General features: G+C 65.3%; 19 protein-coding genes. 8 read left to right on the top strand and 11 right to left on the bottom strand.

From position 1 onward, the window contains the following. Positions 1-2 precede the first annotated feature (2 nt). Positions 3-752 (bottom strand): DUF1365 domain-containing protein, encoded by a 750-nt coding sequence (locus XF30_RS36315; protein ID WP_225124399.1) that lies wholly within the window; start codon positions 750-752, stop codon positions 3-5. A 44-nt stretch (positions 753-796) separates the two neighbouring features. Continuing rightward, complete coding sequence (locus tag XF30_RS36310; protein ID WP_109145371.1) at positions 797-2,110, bottom strand: NAD(P)/FAD-dependent oxidoreductase; 1,314 nt, start codon at positions 2,108-2,110, stop codon at positions 797-799. Between the two features lie 169 nt (positions 2,111-2,279). On the opposite strand from XF30_RS36310, the gene XF30_RS36305 reads away from it, so the two are divergent. Further along, positions 2,280-3,023 carry a DUF1295 domain-containing protein gene (locus tag XF30_RS36305; RefSeq protein ID WP_109145370.1) on the top strand — a complete coding sequence of 248 codons (744 nt, stop codon included), beginning with the start codon at positions 2,280-2,282 and terminating at the stop codon, positions 3,021-3,023. Between the two features lie 182 nt (positions 3,024-3,205). Then, positions 3,206-3,607 carry a DUF2177 family protein gene (locus XF30_RS36300; RefSeq protein WP_036039858.1) on the top strand — a complete coding sequence of 134 codons (402 nt, stop codon included), beginning with the start codon at positions 3,206-3,208 and terminating at the stop codon, positions 3,605-3,607. A gap of 59 nt (positions 3,608-3,666) precedes the next feature. On the opposite strand, the gene XF30_RS36295 is transcribed toward XF30_RS36300, so the two are convergent. The 4 genes from XF30_RS36295 to XF30_RS36280 form a co-directional block, all read right to left on the bottom strand. Further along, complete coding sequence (locus tag XF30_RS36295; protein ID WP_109145369.1) at positions 3,667-3,969, bottom strand: hypothetical protein; 303 nt, start codon at positions 3,967-3,969, stop codon at positions 3,667-3,669. Positions 3,970-3,987: 18 nt separating this feature from the next. Further along, positions 3,988-4,545 carry a sigma-70 family RNA polymerase sigma factor gene (locus XF30_RS36290; RefSeq protein WP_036039874.1) on the bottom strand — a complete coding sequence of 186 codons (558 nt, stop codon included), beginning with the start codon at positions 4,543-4,545 and terminating at the stop codon, positions 3,988-3,990. Positions 4,546-4,652: 107 nt separating this feature from the next. Beyond that, a complete protein-coding gene (locus XF30_RS36285) occupies positions 4,653-5,294 on the bottom strand; it encodes a ChrR family anti-sigma-E factor (protein WP_109145367.1) in 642 nt (213 codons plus the stop codon). Next, positions 5,291-5,836, bottom strand: a complete 546-nt coding sequence (locus XF30_RS36280) for a sigma-70 family RNA polymerase sigma factor (protein ID WP_036039875.1) — start codon at positions 5,834-5,836, stop codon at positions 5,291-5,293. The genes XF30_RS36285 and XF30_RS36280 overlap by 4 nt, the downstream gene beginning before the upstream one ends. A 295-nt stretch (positions 5,837-6,131) precedes the next feature. Between XF30_RS36280 and XF30_RS36275 the strand changes: the two genes are divergently transcribed. From XF30_RS36275 to XF30_RS36260, 4 genes are all read left to right on the top strand, one after another. Further along, positions 6,132-6,380: a hypothetical protein gene (locus XF30_RS36275; RefSeq protein ID WP_109145366.1), complete on the top strand. Its 249-nt coding sequence runs from the start codon at positions 6,132-6,134 to the stop codon at positions 6,378-6,380. Positions 6,381-6,566: 186 nt separating this feature from the next. Further along, entirely contained in the window at positions 6,567-7,229 is a 663-nt protein-coding gene (locus XF30_RS36270) for an FABP family protein (protein WP_109145365.1), read from the top strand. A gap of 19 nt (positions 7,230-7,248) precedes the next feature. Next, positions 7,249-7,956: a RibD family protein gene (locus tag XF30_RS36265; RefSeq protein WP_109145364.1), complete on the top strand. Its 708-nt coding sequence runs from the start codon at positions 7,249-7,251 to the stop codon at positions 7,954-7,956. Between the two features lie 9 nt (positions 7,957-7,965). Beyond that, positions 7,966-9,237, top strand: a complete 1,272-nt coding sequence (locus XF30_RS36260) for a flavin monoamine oxidase family protein (RefSeq protein ID WP_109145363.1) — start codon at positions 7,966-7,968, stop codon at positions 9,235-9,237. A 52-nt stretch (positions 9,238-9,289) separates the two neighbouring features. On the opposite strand, the gene XF30_RS36255 is transcribed toward XF30_RS36260, so the two are convergent. The 5 genes from XF30_RS36255 to XF30_RS36235 form a co-directional block, all read right to left on the bottom strand. Next, positions 9,290-9,592 carry a hypothetical protein gene (locus XF30_RS36255; RefSeq protein WP_036027019.1) on the bottom strand — a complete coding sequence of 101 codons (303 nt, stop codon included), beginning with the start codon at positions 9,590-9,592 and terminating at the stop codon, positions 9,290-9,292. A 414-nt stretch (positions 9,593-10,006) separates the two neighbouring features. Further along, complete coding sequence (locus XF30_RS36250) at positions 10,007-10,612, bottom strand: hypothetical protein (protein WP_240538215.1); 606 nt, start codon at positions 10,610-10,612, stop codon at positions 10,007-10,009. Between the two features lie 229 nt (positions 10,613-10,841). Beyond that, on the bottom strand, positions 10,842-12,155 hold the full coding sequence (locus tag XF30_RS36245; RefSeq protein ID WP_109145362.1) for a tetratricopeptide repeat protein: 1,314 nt from the start codon (positions 12,153-12,155) through the stop codon (positions 10,842-10,844). A 12-nt stretch (positions 12,156-12,167) separates the two neighbouring features. Next, positions 12,168-13,178, bottom strand: coding sequence for an aldo/keto reductase (locus XF30_RS36240; protein WP_109145988.1), 1,011 nt, complete (start codon positions 13,176-13,178; stop codon positions 12,168-12,170). A 184-nt stretch (positions 13,179-13,362) separates the two neighbouring features. After that, a complete protein-coding gene (locus XF30_RS36235) occupies positions 13,363-13,788 on the bottom strand; it encodes a PaaI family thioesterase (protein WP_036014328.1) in 426 nt (141 codons plus the stop codon). A 70-nt stretch (positions 13,789-13,858) separates the two neighbouring features. On the opposite strand from XF30_RS36235, the gene XF30_RS36230 reads away from it, so the two are divergent. Together XF30_RS36230 and XF30_RS36225 are read left to right on the top strand one after the other, a co-directional pair. Next, the gene (locus XF30_RS36230; RefSeq protein ID WP_192893355.1) at positions 13,859-14,485 is read left to right on the top strand and encodes an NUDIX hydrolase; all 627 of its coding nucleotides are present in this window, start codon (positions 13,859-13,861) and stop codon (positions 14,483-14,485) included. Between the two features lie 56 nt (positions 14,486-14,541). Further along, on the top strand, positions 14,542-15,759 hold the full coding sequence (locus XF30_RS36225) for a hypothetical protein (RefSeq protein ID WP_109145360.1): 1,218 nt from the start codon (positions 14,542-14,544) through the stop codon (positions 15,757-15,759). Positions 15,760-15,880: the final 121 nt, after the last annotated feature.

The following is a 15,880-nucleotide window of genomic DNA, read 5'->3' as shown; positions in this document are numbered from 1 at the left end:
GATCAAATCCCGCGTTGTTTCAAACGAGGCAAGTACGGAACGCCTTTGAGCCACAGCCGCATCGCTTCCCAGTGAATGGCTGCGATCACCTTGAACGTCAGGAAGGGCAGACCGACGAGCGCGGCCAGCAGGGCGCGGCTGGTGAGCGCCCGGCGTCGTCCGCGGAAGGCTGCGGCGAACATCGCGCCCTGATCGCCCGTCTGTACGATTCTGACCGCTACATTCTGCTCCGGCGGAGAAATGCTGAAGCGGTAATGCGTCCCCATCTCCATGAAGGGTGATACGTAGAACTCCTTGGCCTGGCTCTGCCTGATTGCGCAGTCCGGTCGCGCGTCCTGCACGGGCAGCACGTAGGAATGCATCTCTCCGAAGGTGTTGCGGACCTCGTAGATCAGCAGCGCAAGATCGCCCGATGCCCCATAGCAGAAGTAGATCGAAAGCGGGTTGAACACGTAGCCCAGAACCCGGGGATAACACAGCAGGAGTATGCGGCCTTCCGAGAGGTCGATGCCGCGCTCCGCGGCGATTCGCCTGACGTATTGGCTGAGGCCCGCGCCCTTGCGGTCGCCATGATCGCGCTCGTGGAAGCTGAAGGCGGCTGCTCGATTGACATCAAACAGCCAGGACTGGCGAGGTGCTTCATGCAAGCGGTCGAGGTCGATCAAGAGGCTCATCACGCGATAGGTGAACCTGTGATGCACAGGCCGCCAGCGTGCGTGCATCACCTTTCCCCAGTAGAGCGCGGCGGGCATTGTCGCATCGTCCGCTTTGTCGGGGTTGGTTCGGACCATCGGGGTTACTCGGCAGCTTGGACCAGCAGCGAGTCCGAGCGTCGCCAGGGAACCTGGCCGCCCAAGGCCTCCGCAACGGAGATGCCGGACTGCAAGCCGTCCTCGTGAAAGCCATAGCCGGTCCAGGCACCGCAGAACCAGGTCCGGCGTCGGCCCTGAATTGCGGGGAGCCGTCGCTGCGCCGCGAACGCAGCCAGGTCGTATTGAGGATGAGCAAAGCTGAACTTTGCAAACGTCAGGTGGGCCGCCGGTTCGAAAGGAGGGTTGAGGCTGACGAACAATGGCTTACGGTCGTCGATGCCCTGCAGCCGGTTCATCCAATAGGTCACCGCCACGTCGTTCTGGGCCGGCGTTTGTCGCGGCCATTGCAGGAAATTCCAGGAAGCCCATGCTTGCCGGCGCCTGGGCATGAGACTGCGATCGCGATGCAGATAGATCGCGTTCGGAGCATACCTGATCGCGCCGAGAATGGACCGCTCGCGGGCATCGGCATCCGACAGCGCAGCCAAGGCCTGATCGCTGTGGCAAGCCATTACCACGGCATCGTAGGTTTCCGCCCCGCCATGACTGTCGCGGATGGTCACGCCATGCTCCGCCCGGTTGACCGACGTCACGGCACAGCCTAGCCGAATGTTGTCCTTGAACAAAGCAGTGAGCTTGTCGACATAGCGCCGGCTGCCACCCTCGACGGTCCGCCAGCGCGGCCGGTCAAGGTGCAAGAGCCGGTGATTGTCGAAAAAAGCGACGAAGTTCTCTGCCGGAAAGGACAGAATGTCGGCCGACGAGGACGACCAGATGGCCGCTCCCATCGGTCCGAGATAATCGGCGAACAGGCGGGGTCCGAATGATTGCTTGCGCAGATACTCGCCGAGCGTCAGGCCGTGCAGCTTGCCGGTGCGCAGATCGGACACGCTCTGCCGGTTGAACCGCGCGACCTCGCCGAGCATGCGGAAGTATGAGGGGGAGACGAGATTGCGCGGTTGCGCGAACAGGCCGCAGGCCGTTTGCAGGGCCGTCTCGCCGCCACCCCGCCATTCGAACCGACCATGGTCGGCCGACATGGCGAAGCTCATGCAGGTCTCGACAGTCTTCACGCCCAGATGCGCGAACAGCGCCGTCAGCTGCGGATAGTTCGTCTCGTTGTAGACGATGAAGCCGACATCGACATCGATGGCCTCTCCATCATAGTCGATGCGAACGGTATGACTATGCCCGCCCGGCCGCAGCTCCCGCTCGTACACCGTCACCGCATAGCGCCTCGACAGGAGCCACGCGGCAGCGTTGCCGGCAATTCCCGTCCCGATCACGGCCAAACGCATACCTCTCGCCCCCAATGCTGTATCGCCAGCTACGGTCGTTGCGACAATCAGTTTCGTGAGAAACGTTCGGCGGGACGGCGCGGATCACATGGCCAGGTGCGCCCCGCCTTGCGGCGCGAAACCGGTTTGCACTGCGGACGTATCGAGGGCAGGTTAATATGGGTGAAGCATGGTTCTCATGCAGGTTCAGGCGATCGGCTTCATTGCGCTGGCCTTCTGTCTCTTGATGGGACTGGCCTGGGTCGTCCAGCAGCGCACCGGCAATTCCGGATGGGTGGATGCGACATGGTCCTACGCGACCGGTCTCATCGGCGCTGCCGCTGCCTTGTGGCCGCTTGACGGCTCCCTGCCGGCTCGCCAAGCGCTCGTTGCAGGGCTGGTGCTGCTTTGGTCGTTGCGGCTGGGGACGCACATCGCGCGTCGATCCTTGGCCGGGATCGACGATCCCAGATACGCAAACTATGCGCGCGAATGGGGCGCGGATGCCCCGCGCCGGATGTTCTTCTTCCTGCAATCGCAGGCGCTGGTCTCACTGCCGCTGCCATTCGCCGTGTTCCTCGCAGGCCACGCGCCGGCGCCGGGACTGCGGCTGCAGGATTATGTCGGGGTGGTCATCATCCTGGTTGCCGTCGCCGGCGAGGCCTTGGCAGACCGGCAGCTGCGGCGCTTCAAACACGACGCGTCGAGCAAGGGAAAAGTCTGCGATGTCGGGCTTTGGCGCTGGTCGCGTCATCCGAATTATTTCTTCGAATGGCTGGGATGGCTGGCTTACCCCGTCATCGCGCTCGCGCCCGGATACGCCTGGGGCTGGGCCAGCCTGGCGGCGCCAGCGATCATGTATTGGATCCTTGTGCATGTGACCGGGATACCGCCGCTTGAGGAGCAGATGCTGCAATCGCGCGGCGACCTGTAGCGGCAGTATCAGGCCCGGACCAACGCTTTCTTCCCATGGCCACCCAAACAGGCGCTGTGATTTGTTTTGCCGCTACGCCCATGACGGACATGCCTGCGCTCGTGTGATCCGGCTTGAATCTACGGGCGTTATCTGCTGGCCGGCTCGACAATCGGCCAGATGCAGTGCACGGGAATGCGGACATGAATCTTCTCTTCACCTATCTTGCCGTGGCCGTGACCTTCGTTGCAGTCGACATGGTCTGGCTCAACATCATGGTTGCGCGGCTCTACCGGCCGGTGCTGGGCGATATGTTGCGTGCCGAGCCCAATCTGGCGGCCGCCGCCGTCTTCTATCTGCTGTATCCCATCGGCTTGATCTGGTTCGCCGTGCTGCCGGCGCATCATGACGGAAGCGCGCTGCGCGCTTTCACGTCCGGCCTGCTGCTCGGCTGCTTCACCTATGCGACCTATGATCTCACCAATCAGGCGACCTTGCGGAATTGGTCGACCGGACTGACACTTGCGGACGTTTGCTGGGGATCCTTGCTGGCCGGGGTCAGCTCCTTGATTGGATTTCTCGTCGCCCAGAAGCTGGCCCACTGAACATGGGCCGCCTGCCGCGCGCAAAGCCGAGTTGATTTCGGTCAATCGTGCAGGGCAAGTCAGGTCGAGCTTCGCCCTCCGAGCCGGTCGAACGTGTCCCTGGTTTCCGCAATCTTGTCGGTCAAGGATATGAGTGCATTCTGGGCCTGCGCTCTCGTCTCATCGTCGAGCAGGAGGCATGCGAGGTCGACCAGCTGATGGCCCATGCGCTCCATGGCGGCAAGGAGTCCATCGAGGCCGGCCCTGGGATCGTCGGGCGCAAACCGCTCGACCTCACTGATGATGGCTTCGAGCCGCGCGACGGAAGCGACAAGCCGGTCCTCGCGCCCACGCTCGGGAAACTCGATGATGTCCGCGGCCATGCCAGCATTTCTCCGGCTTCAGGCCGCGGCCGATGCCGCGAGGCAATCCTTGCGTACTGCCGCGATGGTCCGGTGCAGCCAGGTCTTGACGGTGCCGACCGGCACACCGAAGCGTCGCGACAAGCTCTCGCGGCTCTCGCCTTTGAGGTAAGCCAGAGCGACGAGCCTGCGGCGATCTTCCGGAAGCCGCGCCAGCACTGCGCGTGCAATCGGTTCGGCGCTGGCGTAATCGAAATCCTCGGCGGGCGAGGCAGTGGACGCCGATGCAAACAGGAGCGCCTCGTCCAGTTCGTAAGTCGGCTGTCTTCGAATCCGCAAATGGTCGATTGCGGTATTGCGGACAATCGCGGACATCCACGCAAGAGCCGGGGCCCGCCTGGAATCATACCGCGCAGCGTTGCGCCAGATCTTGAGAAAGCTTTCCTGAAGGATGTCGTCGGCGTCGTCAGGCGCGGCGCCAACGGCCAGCACGATCCTGCGCAACCTGGCGCGTGTCAGCGCATGAAGCTCCGCGAAGGCTCGCACCTCACCTGAGGAAACGCGCGCCAGCAGTTCGGGTAACCTCTCGCTCCGCACCTGACTTGCCAGGCTTGAACAGGCCATGTCCTGTCTCCCTTGCGTTTTCTTCCTGAACGCTTCGGGTACAGGCCCGGATCACTCCGACGGAAAGGACGGAAGGAGAATCAAAGCCGCACGAATGGCCCGATCAGACGGCCGAGCAAGCCGTTCATACGCAGGTCGCCGGTCATCGCGACCAGGCAGAGGCATGGGCCTTCGTCGCCGACGATCGGACGGTGCTCGACCTCGTCGTCGCCGTAATCGAAATCACCGGGACCAAACCGACCGCCCTCGTGGCTGAAGCTGCCCTCGAGCACGAGCGTGAGCTCGGTGCCGGTGTGCGTGTGCTCGAGCATGCGCGATCCCGGCGCGGACCGAAGCAGGAAGGCGCGCGCCTTGCCCGAACCGGAAAGCGCGATCGGCCGCATGCTCAGACCGGGTGCGACGCGCCGACGCTTGCCGATGCGGTAGTTTCGCAGGGCCGGCGGAACCTCATGATCCGTGACGGAGGCGGGGGCAGGTGCCGCACGAGCGGCGGGAGAATTCTCAATTCGCGACATGACGCGGTCGAACGCATCCGGCGCGGTCGGCACCGGCTCGACCTCCTCCAGCGCCGCGCCCGCAAGCTGCTCTATGGCGCGCACGAAGCGGGTGCACCGGACGCATCCTGCCACATGCACCCCGACCACCAGCTGATGGGCCTCTTCCAGCTTGCCGGCCGCGAAATCGGCCAGAAGATCTTCAGGCGGATGGTGGCTGATCGTCATGTGTCTTCGTCCAATATGTCTCTCAACCGGTTCATCGCCAGTCTGATCCGCGATTTCACCGTACCGAGGGGAATACCAAGCAGGCTCGCGATTTCAGGATGCGCCCTCTCCTCGATGAACGACAGCCTGACCACCATGATCTGCTCTGCCGAGAGTTGCTTGATGGCGGACTCGATGCGGGCGGCGTCCTGTCCGCGCGAAATGACGGCGTCCGCCGGTTCGGCCGGGTCCGGTGCATCAGGCAGCTCGGAGACGGCTTCCAGGCGGTCGGTCCGTGCTCTGCGGCGCAGCAGGTCGATCCGCAGATTGCGCGCGATCGTAAAGATCCAGGCCGCCGCTCCCGCTGTGGCGGGATCGAACAGGCCAGCTTTCCGCCACACCGCGAACATCGCGGTTTGCGCGATCTCTTCTGCTTCGTCGGGGCTGCACCCGGCCTTCTGCATCAACCCCTTGATACGGGGCGCGAAATGCTCGAATAGCCGCTTGAAGGCCTCCCGGTCGTGGTGAGAGGCGACGCGTCCGATCAAATCAGCCCAGTCCACCTTTGCCTTCGGCCCTTTGCTCGTACCAATCGACCGCCGCGCCTCAAACCGCCGGGTCAAACCAGCTTCAGCCCGGATTGGCACGTCTAAAGCCCGGATAGCAGCGATCATAGCGCCTCGACAAGCGACCTCTGAGGCTGAGAACGGGCGGGAACGGGCGTCAGATCACTGTGAGCTGCTCAATTGTCGGTTCCGAAGCCTGCGCCTGCGCGCCGCCGGTCCTGGCACTCCGCTTGCTCATCCATGACCCAAGTCCAGGCCTCGGCGGAGAGGCCGTTTCAGGTTGAGGCAAGTGATGCAGGAAGTGTCCCGTTCTGGTGCTGCTGACGAACTCCGGCTCGACGCGTTGATCGCCGATTTATGGTGGCGCGTTCGGCTGATTAATACCGACCTTCTCGAGGAAGAGGCGCGCGCCGGGGTGTTCGACCCGGCTCAGCCGACCTATCCGCTTCTCGCGGCCAACCTTCGCGCCCGACGCGACAATCTGGTCGCGACAATCGGCGTGCTCGAGCAGCGTGCGAGATCGGTGTCGGAAGCGGCCTGAAGCGGTCGCGGGGCGCGCCAGCCTCGACGACTTCCTCAACCGGCCGACTGCAGCGCCAGAGGCGGGCGGGATGCAATGCGCATCCTCGCATGGCTCGAATGCCTTCGGCGCTGTGCCGCTAACAGTTGAATTCAGGCCGCCGCCTGCCCGTGTTATGGCTGGTCTCTGCACCCCCGCGAGGCCGCCATGCTCCCCATTCCCGCCGATATCTTCACCGAACCCGAGGACGTCTCGCCCGACGGCCTGACCAATCTCGGCCCGCTTCGGCGTCTTGCCGGCACCTGGCAGGCGGACAAGGGCATCGACATCAATCCGAAGGCCGAAGGGCCGGAGCGGCGGACCTTCATCGAGCACATCCGCATGGATCCGATCGATCCGCAGGCCAACGGGCCGCAGCTGCTGTACGGGCTGCGGTACCACATCCACATCAACACGCCCGAGGAAGACATTACCTTCCACGACCAGGTCGGCTACTGGCTGTGGGAGCCGGCGACCGGGCTGATCATGCAGACCCTGGCGATCCCGCGCGGGCAGGTGCTGCTGGCCTCGGGCAAGGCCGGGCCCGACGACAAGACGATCTCGGTCACCGCCAAGCGCGGCGACACCGCCTACGGGATCTGCTCGACCGATTTTCTGGAGCAGGCCTTTCGCACCGATGCTTACCGCTGCGACATCACCTTCAACGACGACGGCAGCTGGACCTATCTGATCCAGACCGAGTTGTTCGTGCGCGGCGCACCGTTCAATCACCACGACACCAACACGCTCCAGCTCATAGCGCCACCCAGGCTCAATCCGCTGGCGGCGATCGTGAACGATCGTGCCGCGCGCGGTGGACCCGCGGCCTGAGCGCTGCCCTGAGGATTGCATGAAACCGTATGTCATCTGCCTGATGCACTCCAGCCTCGACGGGCGCACGCATCCCAGCCGCTGGCGTCCGAAGGGCGCGGGCACGGACTGGTTCGAGAAGATCCACGATGAGCTCGGCGGCGATGCCTGGGTGATCGGCCGCGTCACGGGTTCGGAGTTCGCCAAGGGCAGGCCCTATCCCCCGACAGACGCGAAAGTTCCGCGCGAAAACTGGTTCGCCCGGCGCGATGCAAAGACCTACGGCGTCGTGCTCGATGCAGAGGGCAAGATCGGCTGGGGGCGCGCGGAGATCGGCGGCGATCCGATCGTCGTCGTGCTGACCGAGAATGTCCCGGATTCGCATCTCGCTGGCCTCCGCGGCGAGGGCGTGTCCTACATCTTTGCCGGCAAATCCGAGATCGACCTCGCACTGACGCTGGACATCCTCAGCCGCGAGCTGGGCGTGAAGCGCCTGCTGGTCGAGGGCGGCGGCGTTGCCAACGGCGCGTTCCTGCGCGCCGGCCTCATCGACGAATTCAACCTGATCCTCAGCCCCGCGATCGACGGCGCAAAAGGCGCCCCCTTCGTGTTCGATTCCACCGAGGCGGACAGCGACCGGCGCGCGCCGATCGCCGCGATGACGCTGGAGAGCACGCGCGAGCTCGGCGGCGGCGTCCTGCTGCTGCGCTATCTGATCAAGAACGATCCGCAAGCCGTGAGCCGGTAAGGCGCGGCCATGTCCGATCCGTCCGAGCACATCGTCATCGTCGGCGCCGGCGCGGCCGGCCTGATGGCGGCGCGCGAGCTGGCGCGTGCGGGGCGCAAGGTGACGATCCTGGAGGCGCGCCAGCGCTGCGGCGGCCGCATTCATCCGCTGCCGGCCTCGCAGTTCGGCTATGCCGCCGACGGCGGCGCCGAGTTCGTCCATGGCGAGGCGCCGGTCACACGCGCATTGCTGCGCGAAGCCGGCCTGTCTCTTCAGGAGATCGAAGGCGAGCAGTGGCGCTTTGACGGGACGAAGCTCACGCGCGAGCGCGACGATCCCCATGAAGCGGAGCTTCAGGCCAAGCTGGCGGACTTGAAGGACGACCTCACGGTCGCCGACTTCCTGCGCCGGCATTTTGCAGGCGACAATTACGCGCCGCTGCGCCATTCGATCGAGCGGATGGTCGAAGGCTATGACGCGGCCGATCCCGAACGCGCCTCCACGCTGGCGCTGCGCGCGGAATGGATGGACGGCGGGCACGCTCCGCAGGCGCGCATCGAAGGCGGCTACGGCGCGATGATCGACGTGATGACGGCCGACTGCCGCAGGCACGGCGTCACCATCCGCCTCGGCAGCGTCGTGTCGGCGATTGCGGAGGAGGGCGGCGCGGTGATCGTTCGCTGCGCCGGCGGCGACGTGCACGCCTGCGACCGCATGATCCTCACCGTGCCGCTGCCGCTGCTGCGCGAGATCGCGCTACCGGCAGGCGCGCGTGCCAAGCTGGCTGCTGTCGACGACATCGGCTGTGGCAACGTCATCAAGATCCTGCTGCGCTTCGCGCGGCCATGGTGGCGCGAGCGCAAGGAAGACCTTGCGGACATGACATTCCTGCTCTCGGACGAGGCGATCCCGGTCTGGTGGACGCGCTATCCGGACAAGCATCCCGTGCTGACGGGCTGGTTCGGCGGCCCGCGCACGGCGGAGCTGGAAAGCCTCGACGCGCGAGCATTGATCGATGCCGGGCTCGGCTCGCTCGCCGCAATCTTCGGCCTGCCGCGCGATCACATCGCGCGCGAGCTGGTGGCGTCCGCCGCGACCAACTGGGCACATGATCCGTTCGCGCGCGGCGCCTATTCGTGGGCGACGCCGCGCACGCGCGCGGCACAGGCGATCCTCGCGCGCGGCGACGGCTTGGTGCTGTTTTCCGGTGAAGCGCTCTATCGCGGCCGCGACATGGGCACGGTCGAGGCGGCACTGGCGAGCGGCCTGGAGACGGCGGACATGATCCTGCGGGGACGATAAAAAAAGAGGCCCGCATCTGATGCGGGCCTCTCGTCGCGTGTGTCTCCAGATCTTACCAGCGTCCGCCGCCGAAGCTGAACGTCACGCCGGGGCCTCCGCCGTAATAGCCGTAGGGCCCGCCGCCGTAATAGCCGTGGTGCCGCGGGTAATAGCCGTAGCTCCTGTAATACGGCCGGTAATAGCCGTGATGATGCCGCCAATGATGATGGTGGCGGTAATGCCTGCGGTGCGCGCTGATGTCGGTGGTCTGGCTTTCCTGCGCGGTCTGCTTGGCACTTGTATTGCCGGCCGCGCTCGCCGATCCACCGGCCAACGCCGCAGCACCAAGGGCGATCGCGGCAATGAGATATTTCATGTCATCACTCCAGTTGAAGGTCGTGTGACAACACATGAGTATCCCGCGCGTTCCAGCCACTGCGGGCGTCGAAACGACGCAGATTTTCAGTTCCCCGATGAACGCACGTTAACGTTTGTGAACGAGCGAAGGCCGCGCGATCTATCGTCGCATGAAGAGCCGTGGCTTGCGACTCGTGCCCCGGACGCAGCGCAGCGTCTCTTCGACGATGCAGTGCGAGTCCGGGACACGAGAGTGGCGCATGTAGATTTTCGCAACTGTCACGGATGCGGATTAGGAAAGCGGTGCCGCTCGGAGAGCGCAGCGAGGATCGCGTCCTGTCTGCGATGAATGTACGACCGTGATAGCTGAGCGCAGTGCCAGGGCTCCGTGGCATCATCGCGATCGCACACGTTGACGCCAGCGGACACGGACCTACTTGAACGGGTCCTGGATCGACGGGGCCGACTGACGGATGCGGCGCACGCTGACCGGGGTGCCGTCGGAGACGAACAGCAGCTCGTATTTGCGGCCCTCGCTATCGGTCGCCGAGCAGGTGACGTCGTTCACCTTTCTGGCGGCGAAGTTGCCGGTCTGCCGGCAGATGCCGGTCGAGGTCTGCTCGGCGGGCACGGGCAGGCCGTCGACCTTGGGGCGGTTCTTGGAGTTGAGCAGCACGCGGTCGATCCGCAGCTCGTAGGAATTGTCGTCGGCGCGCTTGCCGTTCTCGCCGGAGAACGACACCACGTGGCTGTCATCGGAGGGATCGTCGACCGCGACGGCGAAATTGACCCGGCCCGTGTCGCCATGGGCATAGGCCACCGTCTTGCACGGCAAGGTGCGGCCGGCGACCCTGAACGTCTTGCAGTGGCCGGACATCAGCGCCAGGAGATCGATGAAGGCGTTCGGCTGCGCGGGCGGATTATTGACCGGAACGGGTTTGGAAGTCTCGGCAAAACAAGGACTTGCCGCGATCACGAGCAACGCGGCGAGGACCAATCGGCGAAGGCGCGTCGTCGGGCTCATGAGCCAGGGGGCCATGGCGGAAGAGTTCCGCACCATAGCCATCGAGCCGCAAGTTGGTTGCGATCCCGTTTGTGCTGCAAATCCCGTCTGGAATATCACCGCGTCAACCCCGAGGGCGATTCGTCCAAATCGCCCGATCCGTCCCGGCGGCCACATGCCATCAGGGCGGTGTTTTTTTCGTGGCGGAGCATGATCCGAAAAAGTGCGTAGCGGTTTTCCGAAAAAATCATGCTCAAACAATAACCTAACCCATTGCCGCCTGCCAGCGCGTGTCGCGGAAGGAGGGGCGGCGGTGGAGGCGGGCGTCCAGCACGGCGCGGGCGCGGGGCAGCTCACCGCTGCGCATGAGCGCGACGATATAGGTGTCCTCGATCAGCTCGCGCTGGGCGTGGCTGCCGCCGATGCGCACGACCTCGCCGAGCACCGGCGCGAGCATCTGCACGCAAGTCCGGTAATCCTCATCGGCGAAAGCCGCGAGTGCGCGGAAGATCGCCGGCACCACAGGGCCCGCCGGCAGCTTGCCGTCGGCAAGCCGCTGCTCGATCGCCGCAAGGCGGGCGGCGAGCGCTTCGCGATTCTGCGTCGCGGCTGCGAATAGCGCCATGTGGACGTCGGCAAAGGACAGACTCGATTTCGGAAACAGTTTTTGCGCGGCGGCGTCGGCTTCCTGCCACAGCGCCTTCGGCACCGCATGACCGTACATCGACAGGCGCCACAGCAGCGAAGCGCTGTCGGTGATGACGTTGAGCGGCGGCGCCTGCGTGGCAGTGGGCCGAAGCACGTCGGCATAGATCGCGAGCGCCCGCGCCGCATCGCCATGCTCGAGCGCGCCGAGCGCCTGATGCCAGCTTATATGGCCGTGGAGGATTCCGGAGCGGTCATAAGCCGGGAGCCATTCGTCCACGAGACGATCGGCGTCCTCGATCGATCCGTCCTCGAACATCGCATGCAGCACCGCGTGCGCGGCGTGGGCATTTTCCCGGCGCAGATTGAAGCCGCGCTCGGTGACGGCGCGGCCGCGCGCGACGTCGCCATTCTCCGTCATCGCCCAGCCGGACATGGTGAGGAACCACCAGTCCTCGCCGTAATGTGGGGCGACGCGTTCGCAGAGCTCGTGCCGGGCGCGGTCGTGATCGGCCATGCCTGAGAAGGCGAACAGGCCGAACGCGCCGAGCGGCAGCGACAGCACGACGGCGTCGCGCGGCCATGCGTCGATATGCTTCAGCGTCGATGCGATCGCCTCCGGCAGCCGGCCCTCGATCGCGAGCGCCAGCGTCTCGACATGCGAGCGCTCGCGCTCGCTGCCGCGCTCGGCCACGAGCTCGCGCGCGCGTGCCGCCTTTTGCCGCGCGAGATCGCCCTGCTGGTAGAAGGCATGAACGCGGCCGCGGGCGATGTGGGCCAGCGCGAAATCAGGGTCGGCCGCGATCGCGCGCTCCAGCATCTCCGCCGTGCCGGTCCAGCCCGCGAGCATGAGGTCGACGCCGTCGCGATAGGCGGATGCTGCCTCGTGCGAGGTGGTGGAGAGCGGCAGGCCGTAGCGGTCTTGAAGCGCCATCGAAGGCCCCCCTCACGCCGTCCGCGCGCGGCGGCCTTCGATCGGATAGGCCGGATCATTGTAGCCTGGCGTCGAGGGATGGCCTGGCGTCACCAGGCGGTCGATCAGCGCCTCGTCCTCCGCGGTGAAACGATAATCGAGCGCGCTGATGTAGCCGTCCCATTGCTCCTCGGTGCGGGGACCGGCGATCACCGACGAGACGAAGGCGGAGTTGAGCACCCAGGCGACCGCGAACTGGCCGGCGGTGATGCCTTTCTTCTCGGCGTGAGCCTTGATCTCCTGCGCAAGCTGGAGCGATTCCGGCCGCCATTCGGTCTGCATCATGCGGGTGTCGTTGCGCCCCGCGCGCGTCTCCTTGTCGGGCGCTGCATCCACCCTGTACTTGCCGGTGAGCACGCCGCGCGCCAACGGGCTATAGGGCACGATGCCGAGACCGTAATAGGCGCAGGCCGGAAAGTGCTCGACCTCCGGCATGCGGTTCATGGCGTTGTAATAAGGCTGGCTCACCGCGGGCCGGTCGATGCCGAGTCGGTCGCAGATGTTGCAGATCTCGGCGACGCGCCAGGCGCGGTAGTTGGAGACGCCGAAATAGCGCACCTTGCCGGCGTGGATCAGGTCGCTCATGGCGCGCACCGTCTCCTCCAACGGCGTGGCATGGTCTTCCTTGTGCAGATAGTAGATGTCGATGTGATCGGTGCCGAGCCGCATCAAGCTCTCGTCCGCCGCCTGCAACACCCAGCGCCGCGACAGCCCGCCGCGATTGGGATCGTCCCCCATGGGGTTTGCGAGCTTTGTGGCAAGCACCCAGGCACCACGATTGCGCGCGATGGCGCGGCCGACGACCTCCTCGGAGGCGCCTTTGGAATAAGCGTCCGCTGTGTCGATGAAATTGATCCCGGCGTCGCGTGCCTTGTCGATGATCCGCTTCGACGTGGCCTCATCGGTCGGCCCGCCGAACATCATGGTGCCCAGGCAAATCGGCGAGACCTTGAGGCCGCTGCGGCCGAGCTGGCGGTATTGCATGGGCGAGTCCTCGATGTTGGTGGACGGCAGCATAGCCAGCAAAGTCCGTCATTGCGAGCGCAGCGAAGCAATCCAGAGATGTGTCCGCGGAGGGATGCTGGATTGCTTCCGCCTTCGCCAAGGCTTCGGCGGACAAGTCGCTGCGCTCGCAATGACGGGGAGAGGGCGGTCGCAGCCCGACTAGCTACCCCGGCCCCTTCAAGATCTTGAACACGCCGTTCGCCATCACGATGCAGCGGTCGTCCACGGTCACCTCGGTGCTCATGAAGATCAGGCTGCGGGTAGAGCGCACCACGCGCGGGCGGGAGATCAGGGTGTCGCCGATCTGGCCGGCCTCGACGAAATGGGTGTCGAGCTGCACCGTCGCCAAGTACTCCTTGCCGGAGACGTAACGGGCCGTCATGCCGCAGGTGCGATCGGCGAACGTCATCATCACGCCGCCCTGGACCATGCCGCGGCGGTTGTGGTGCTTGTCCTCGGTCGCGAGCGCGAACTCGTAATGGCCGTCGACCTTGCGCTCCCACAACGGGCCGATCAGATGCAGGAAGCCCGTGGTCTCCAGGATGCTCCAGCCCTCTGATTTCAACCTTGCGGCGGCCTTGCTGGTCATGTCGTCGTTCGTCCTTGCAACGCGATGTCTCCTCGTTTCATCAGATGCAGTCCTGGTGTAGTCAAGCATCATGAGAACGTTCGACGATGCCACCAGACGGAATATCGCAGAGGTCTGCGCGGCCTTCGCGCGGCTGCCCGACACAGCCGAGCCGTCGGCGCTGAAGCGCGCCGCGGTGGTGCTGGCGCTAACCGAATCCGACGACGGTGGCGACACCGCCTTCCTGCTCACCAGGCGCGCCTCGCACCTGCGCGCCCATCGCGGCCAATGGGCGCTGCCCGGCGGACGCTGCGATGCCGGCGAGACGCCGGTCGAGGCGGCGCTGCGCGAGCTCGACGAAGAGCTCGCACTCGCGCTGTCAGCCGATGCGGTGCTCGGCCTGCTCGACGATTATCCGACGCGCTCGGGCTATCTGATCACGCCGGTCGTGGTCTGGGCGGCCGATAGTGCTGCGATCCGCCCGAACCCGGACGAGGTCGCCTCCGTTCATCGCATCGCGCTGGCCACGATCGAGCGCGACGATGCCTTCGATTTCACTGAGATCCCCGAGAGCAACCGCCGCGTGATCCGCTTCCATCATCAGATGAGCCTGATCCATGCCCCGACCGCGGCGCTGATCTACCAGTTCCGCGAGGTGCTGGCGGGGCGGCACACCCGCGTCACCGACCTGGAACAGCCGGTATTCGCCTGGACGTGACGATGGTAAACGGCGCGTTAACGCGACGGTTACCGGATGCCTGCTAAGAAGGCAGCATGCATCATTCGATTCGAAACAAATTGGCGCTGGTTCCGCTCGCGCTCGTCCTGATCTCGCCCGCGGCGCGCGGCGCCGAGGCCGAGGCGCTGCCGCCCGCCGTTCGAAATGCCAACGCCCAGCTGCTGTCGCAGTTTTTCGCGCAAGGCGGGGGGGCTTCGCCGGCCATGCTCGAATATCGCCGCAAGCTCGCGGAATATCAGGCCGCGCGCGCCGCCTTCGATGCCGAGGCCGGCGCCTATTGGAGCCAGATCTCCGAGAAGCGGAAGACGCGGAACGCCAAGCGGCGCAATGGGCAGCAGATCACGCTCGATGACTACGTGCTGGAGCATCCGCCGCTCTATACCGGGCCGAAGAAGCCGGTGAATCCGGAGCCGGAGGAAACGCCGGATCGCCCCGCGAGAAGACCGATCCCCGTGGTCGCCGATTTCCTGCGTGCGGCGCAGGAACTCTACCAGTTCACGCCGCAACGCCCGTCCAGCGAGCTCGAGTTCAAGCGCGCCTATGCGCGCTACGCTCTGGCCCATGGCCTGACGCGCGAGCAGGCGGTGCGGGTCTATTCGTTCGAGACCGGCGGCACCGGCAGTTACGACGTGCAGGCGGGCATCGAGCATGGCGGCAAGCGCGCGATCTCGACCGCGATGGGCTACAACCAGCTGCTCACCACCAACAGCGTCGAGCTGCTCGCCGAGCAGGGCCATGAACTGATCCGCGCGCTGTCCGAGAAGGTGACGCGCACATCTGGACCGGCGCGGCATGCGCTCGAGCACAAGCTCACTGTCCTGAAGAAGATGGTGGCGCACGCGAAGTCGGTGCCCGATACCTGGTCGGAGCACGAGAAGATGGGCGCCACCCCGCAGGGCTGGGCCATGCATGCGATGGTGCTCGACGTTGACATCGGACCGATGCTGCAGACCCACAAGCTGCTGACTTCGGTGCATTTCGCCCGCGCCAAGGGACACTCGCGCCCGCTGTCGGCGGCCGAGCTCGAGATGATGAACCTCACCGGCGACGGCACCGGCCTCGACATGGTGACGATGCCGCAAGCGATGCGCGAGCGGGTGCCGACCTCGAACTTCTTCCAGCGCGGCGGCTATGAGCGCAACCCGGTCGCGATCCGCCACAACACGGTGGCGAAGCTGCTGGCCGTGACCGACGAGCGCATGGACGTGAACAGCGGCAAACCCGGCGCAAGGGAATTGGCAGGGGCGTTCTAGGAGCGCTCGCTCTTGCCGCATTTTCCGCTGTCATGCCACGCGAAGGCGGGGCATCCAGTACGCCGCGGCCTCTCGATTCAACCACAAGGGCTCTGGAATACTGGATCGTCCGCCTTCGCGG

The sequence above is a fragment of the Bradyrhizobium sp. SUTN9-2 genome (genome assembly GCF_003122645.1).
In the GTDB taxonomy this organism is placed as follows: Bacteria; Pseudomonadota; Alphaproteobacteria; order Rhizobiales; family Xanthobacteraceae; genus Bradyrhizobium; species Bradyrhizobium yuanmingense.
This window is presented reverse-complemented; position numbering and strand designations above follow the sequence as displayed.

What these genes read in the sequence shown, in the direction of transcription:
- XF30_RS36315 (WP_225124399.1), bottom strand. Translation starts at nt 752, where the DNA reads ATGCCCGCCGCGCTCTACTGGGGAAAGGTGATGCACGCACGCTGGCGG.
- XF30_RS36310 (WP_109145371.1), bottom strand. Translation starts at nt 2,110, where the DNA reads ATGCGTTTGGCCGTGATCGGGACGGGAATTGCCGGCAACGCTGCCGCG.
- XF30_RS36305 (WP_109145370.1), top strand. Translation starts at nt 2,280, where the DNA reads ATGGTTCTCATGCAGGTTCAGGCGATCGGCTTCATTGCGCTGGCCTTC.
- XF30_RS36300 (WP_036039858.1), top strand. Translation starts at nt 3,206, where the DNA reads ATGAATCTTCTCTTCACCTATCTTGCCGTGGCCGTGACCTTCGTTGCA.
- XF30_RS36295 (WP_109145369.1), bottom strand. Translation starts at nt 3,969, where the DNA reads ATGGCCGCGGACATCATCGAGTTTCCCGAGCGTGGGCGCGAGGACCGG.
- XF30_RS36285 (WP_109145367.1), bottom strand. Translation starts at nt 5,294, where the DNA reads ATGACGATCAGCCACCATCCGCCTGAAGATCTTCTGGCCGATTTCGCG.
- XF30_RS36275 (WP_109145366.1), top strand. Translation starts at nt 6,132, where the DNA reads ATGCAGGAAGTGTCCCGTTCTGGTGCTGCTGACGAACTCCGGCTCGAC.
- XF30_RS36270 (WP_109145365.1), top strand. Translation starts at nt 6,567, where the DNA reads ATGCTCCCCATTCCCGCCGATATCTTCACCGAACCCGAGGACGTCTCG.
- XF30_RS36265 (WP_109145364.1), top strand. Translation starts at nt 7,249, where the DNA reads ATGAAACCGTATGTCATCTGCCTGATGCACTCCAGCCTCGACGGGCGC.
- XF30_RS36260 (WP_109145363.1), top strand. Translation starts at nt 7,966, where the DNA reads ATGTCCGATCCGTCCGAGCACATCGTCATCGTCGGCGCCGGCGCGGCC.
- XF30_RS36255 (WP_036027019.1), bottom strand. Translation starts at nt 9,592, where the DNA reads ATGAAATATCTCATTGCCGCGATCGCCCTTGGTGCTGCGGCGTTGGCC.
- XF30_RS36250 (WP_240538215.1), bottom strand. Translation starts at nt 10,612, where the DNA reads ATGGCCCCCTGGCTCATGAGCCCGACGACGCGCCTTCGCCGATTGGTC.
- XF30_RS36245 (WP_109145362.1), bottom strand. Translation starts at nt 12,155, where the DNA reads ATGGCGCTTCAAGACCGCTACGGCCTGCCGCTCTCCACCACCTCGCAC.
- XF30_RS36240 (WP_109145988.1), bottom strand. Translation starts at nt 13,178, where the DNA reads ATGCAATACCGCCAGCTCGGCCGCAGCGGCCTCAAGGTCTCGCCGATT.
- XF30_RS36235 (WP_036014328.1), bottom strand. Translation starts at nt 13,788, where the DNA reads ATGACCAGCAAGGCCGCCGCAAGGTTGAAATCAGAGGGCTGGAGCATC.
- XF30_RS36230 (WP_192893355.1), top strand. Translation starts at nt 13,859, where the DNA reads ATGAGAACGTTCGACGATGCCACCAGACGGAATATCGCAGAGGTCTGC.
- XF30_RS36225 (WP_109145360.1), top strand. Translation starts at nt 14,542, where the DNA reads ATGCATCATTCGATTCGAAACAAATTGGCGCTGGTTCCGCTCGCGCTC.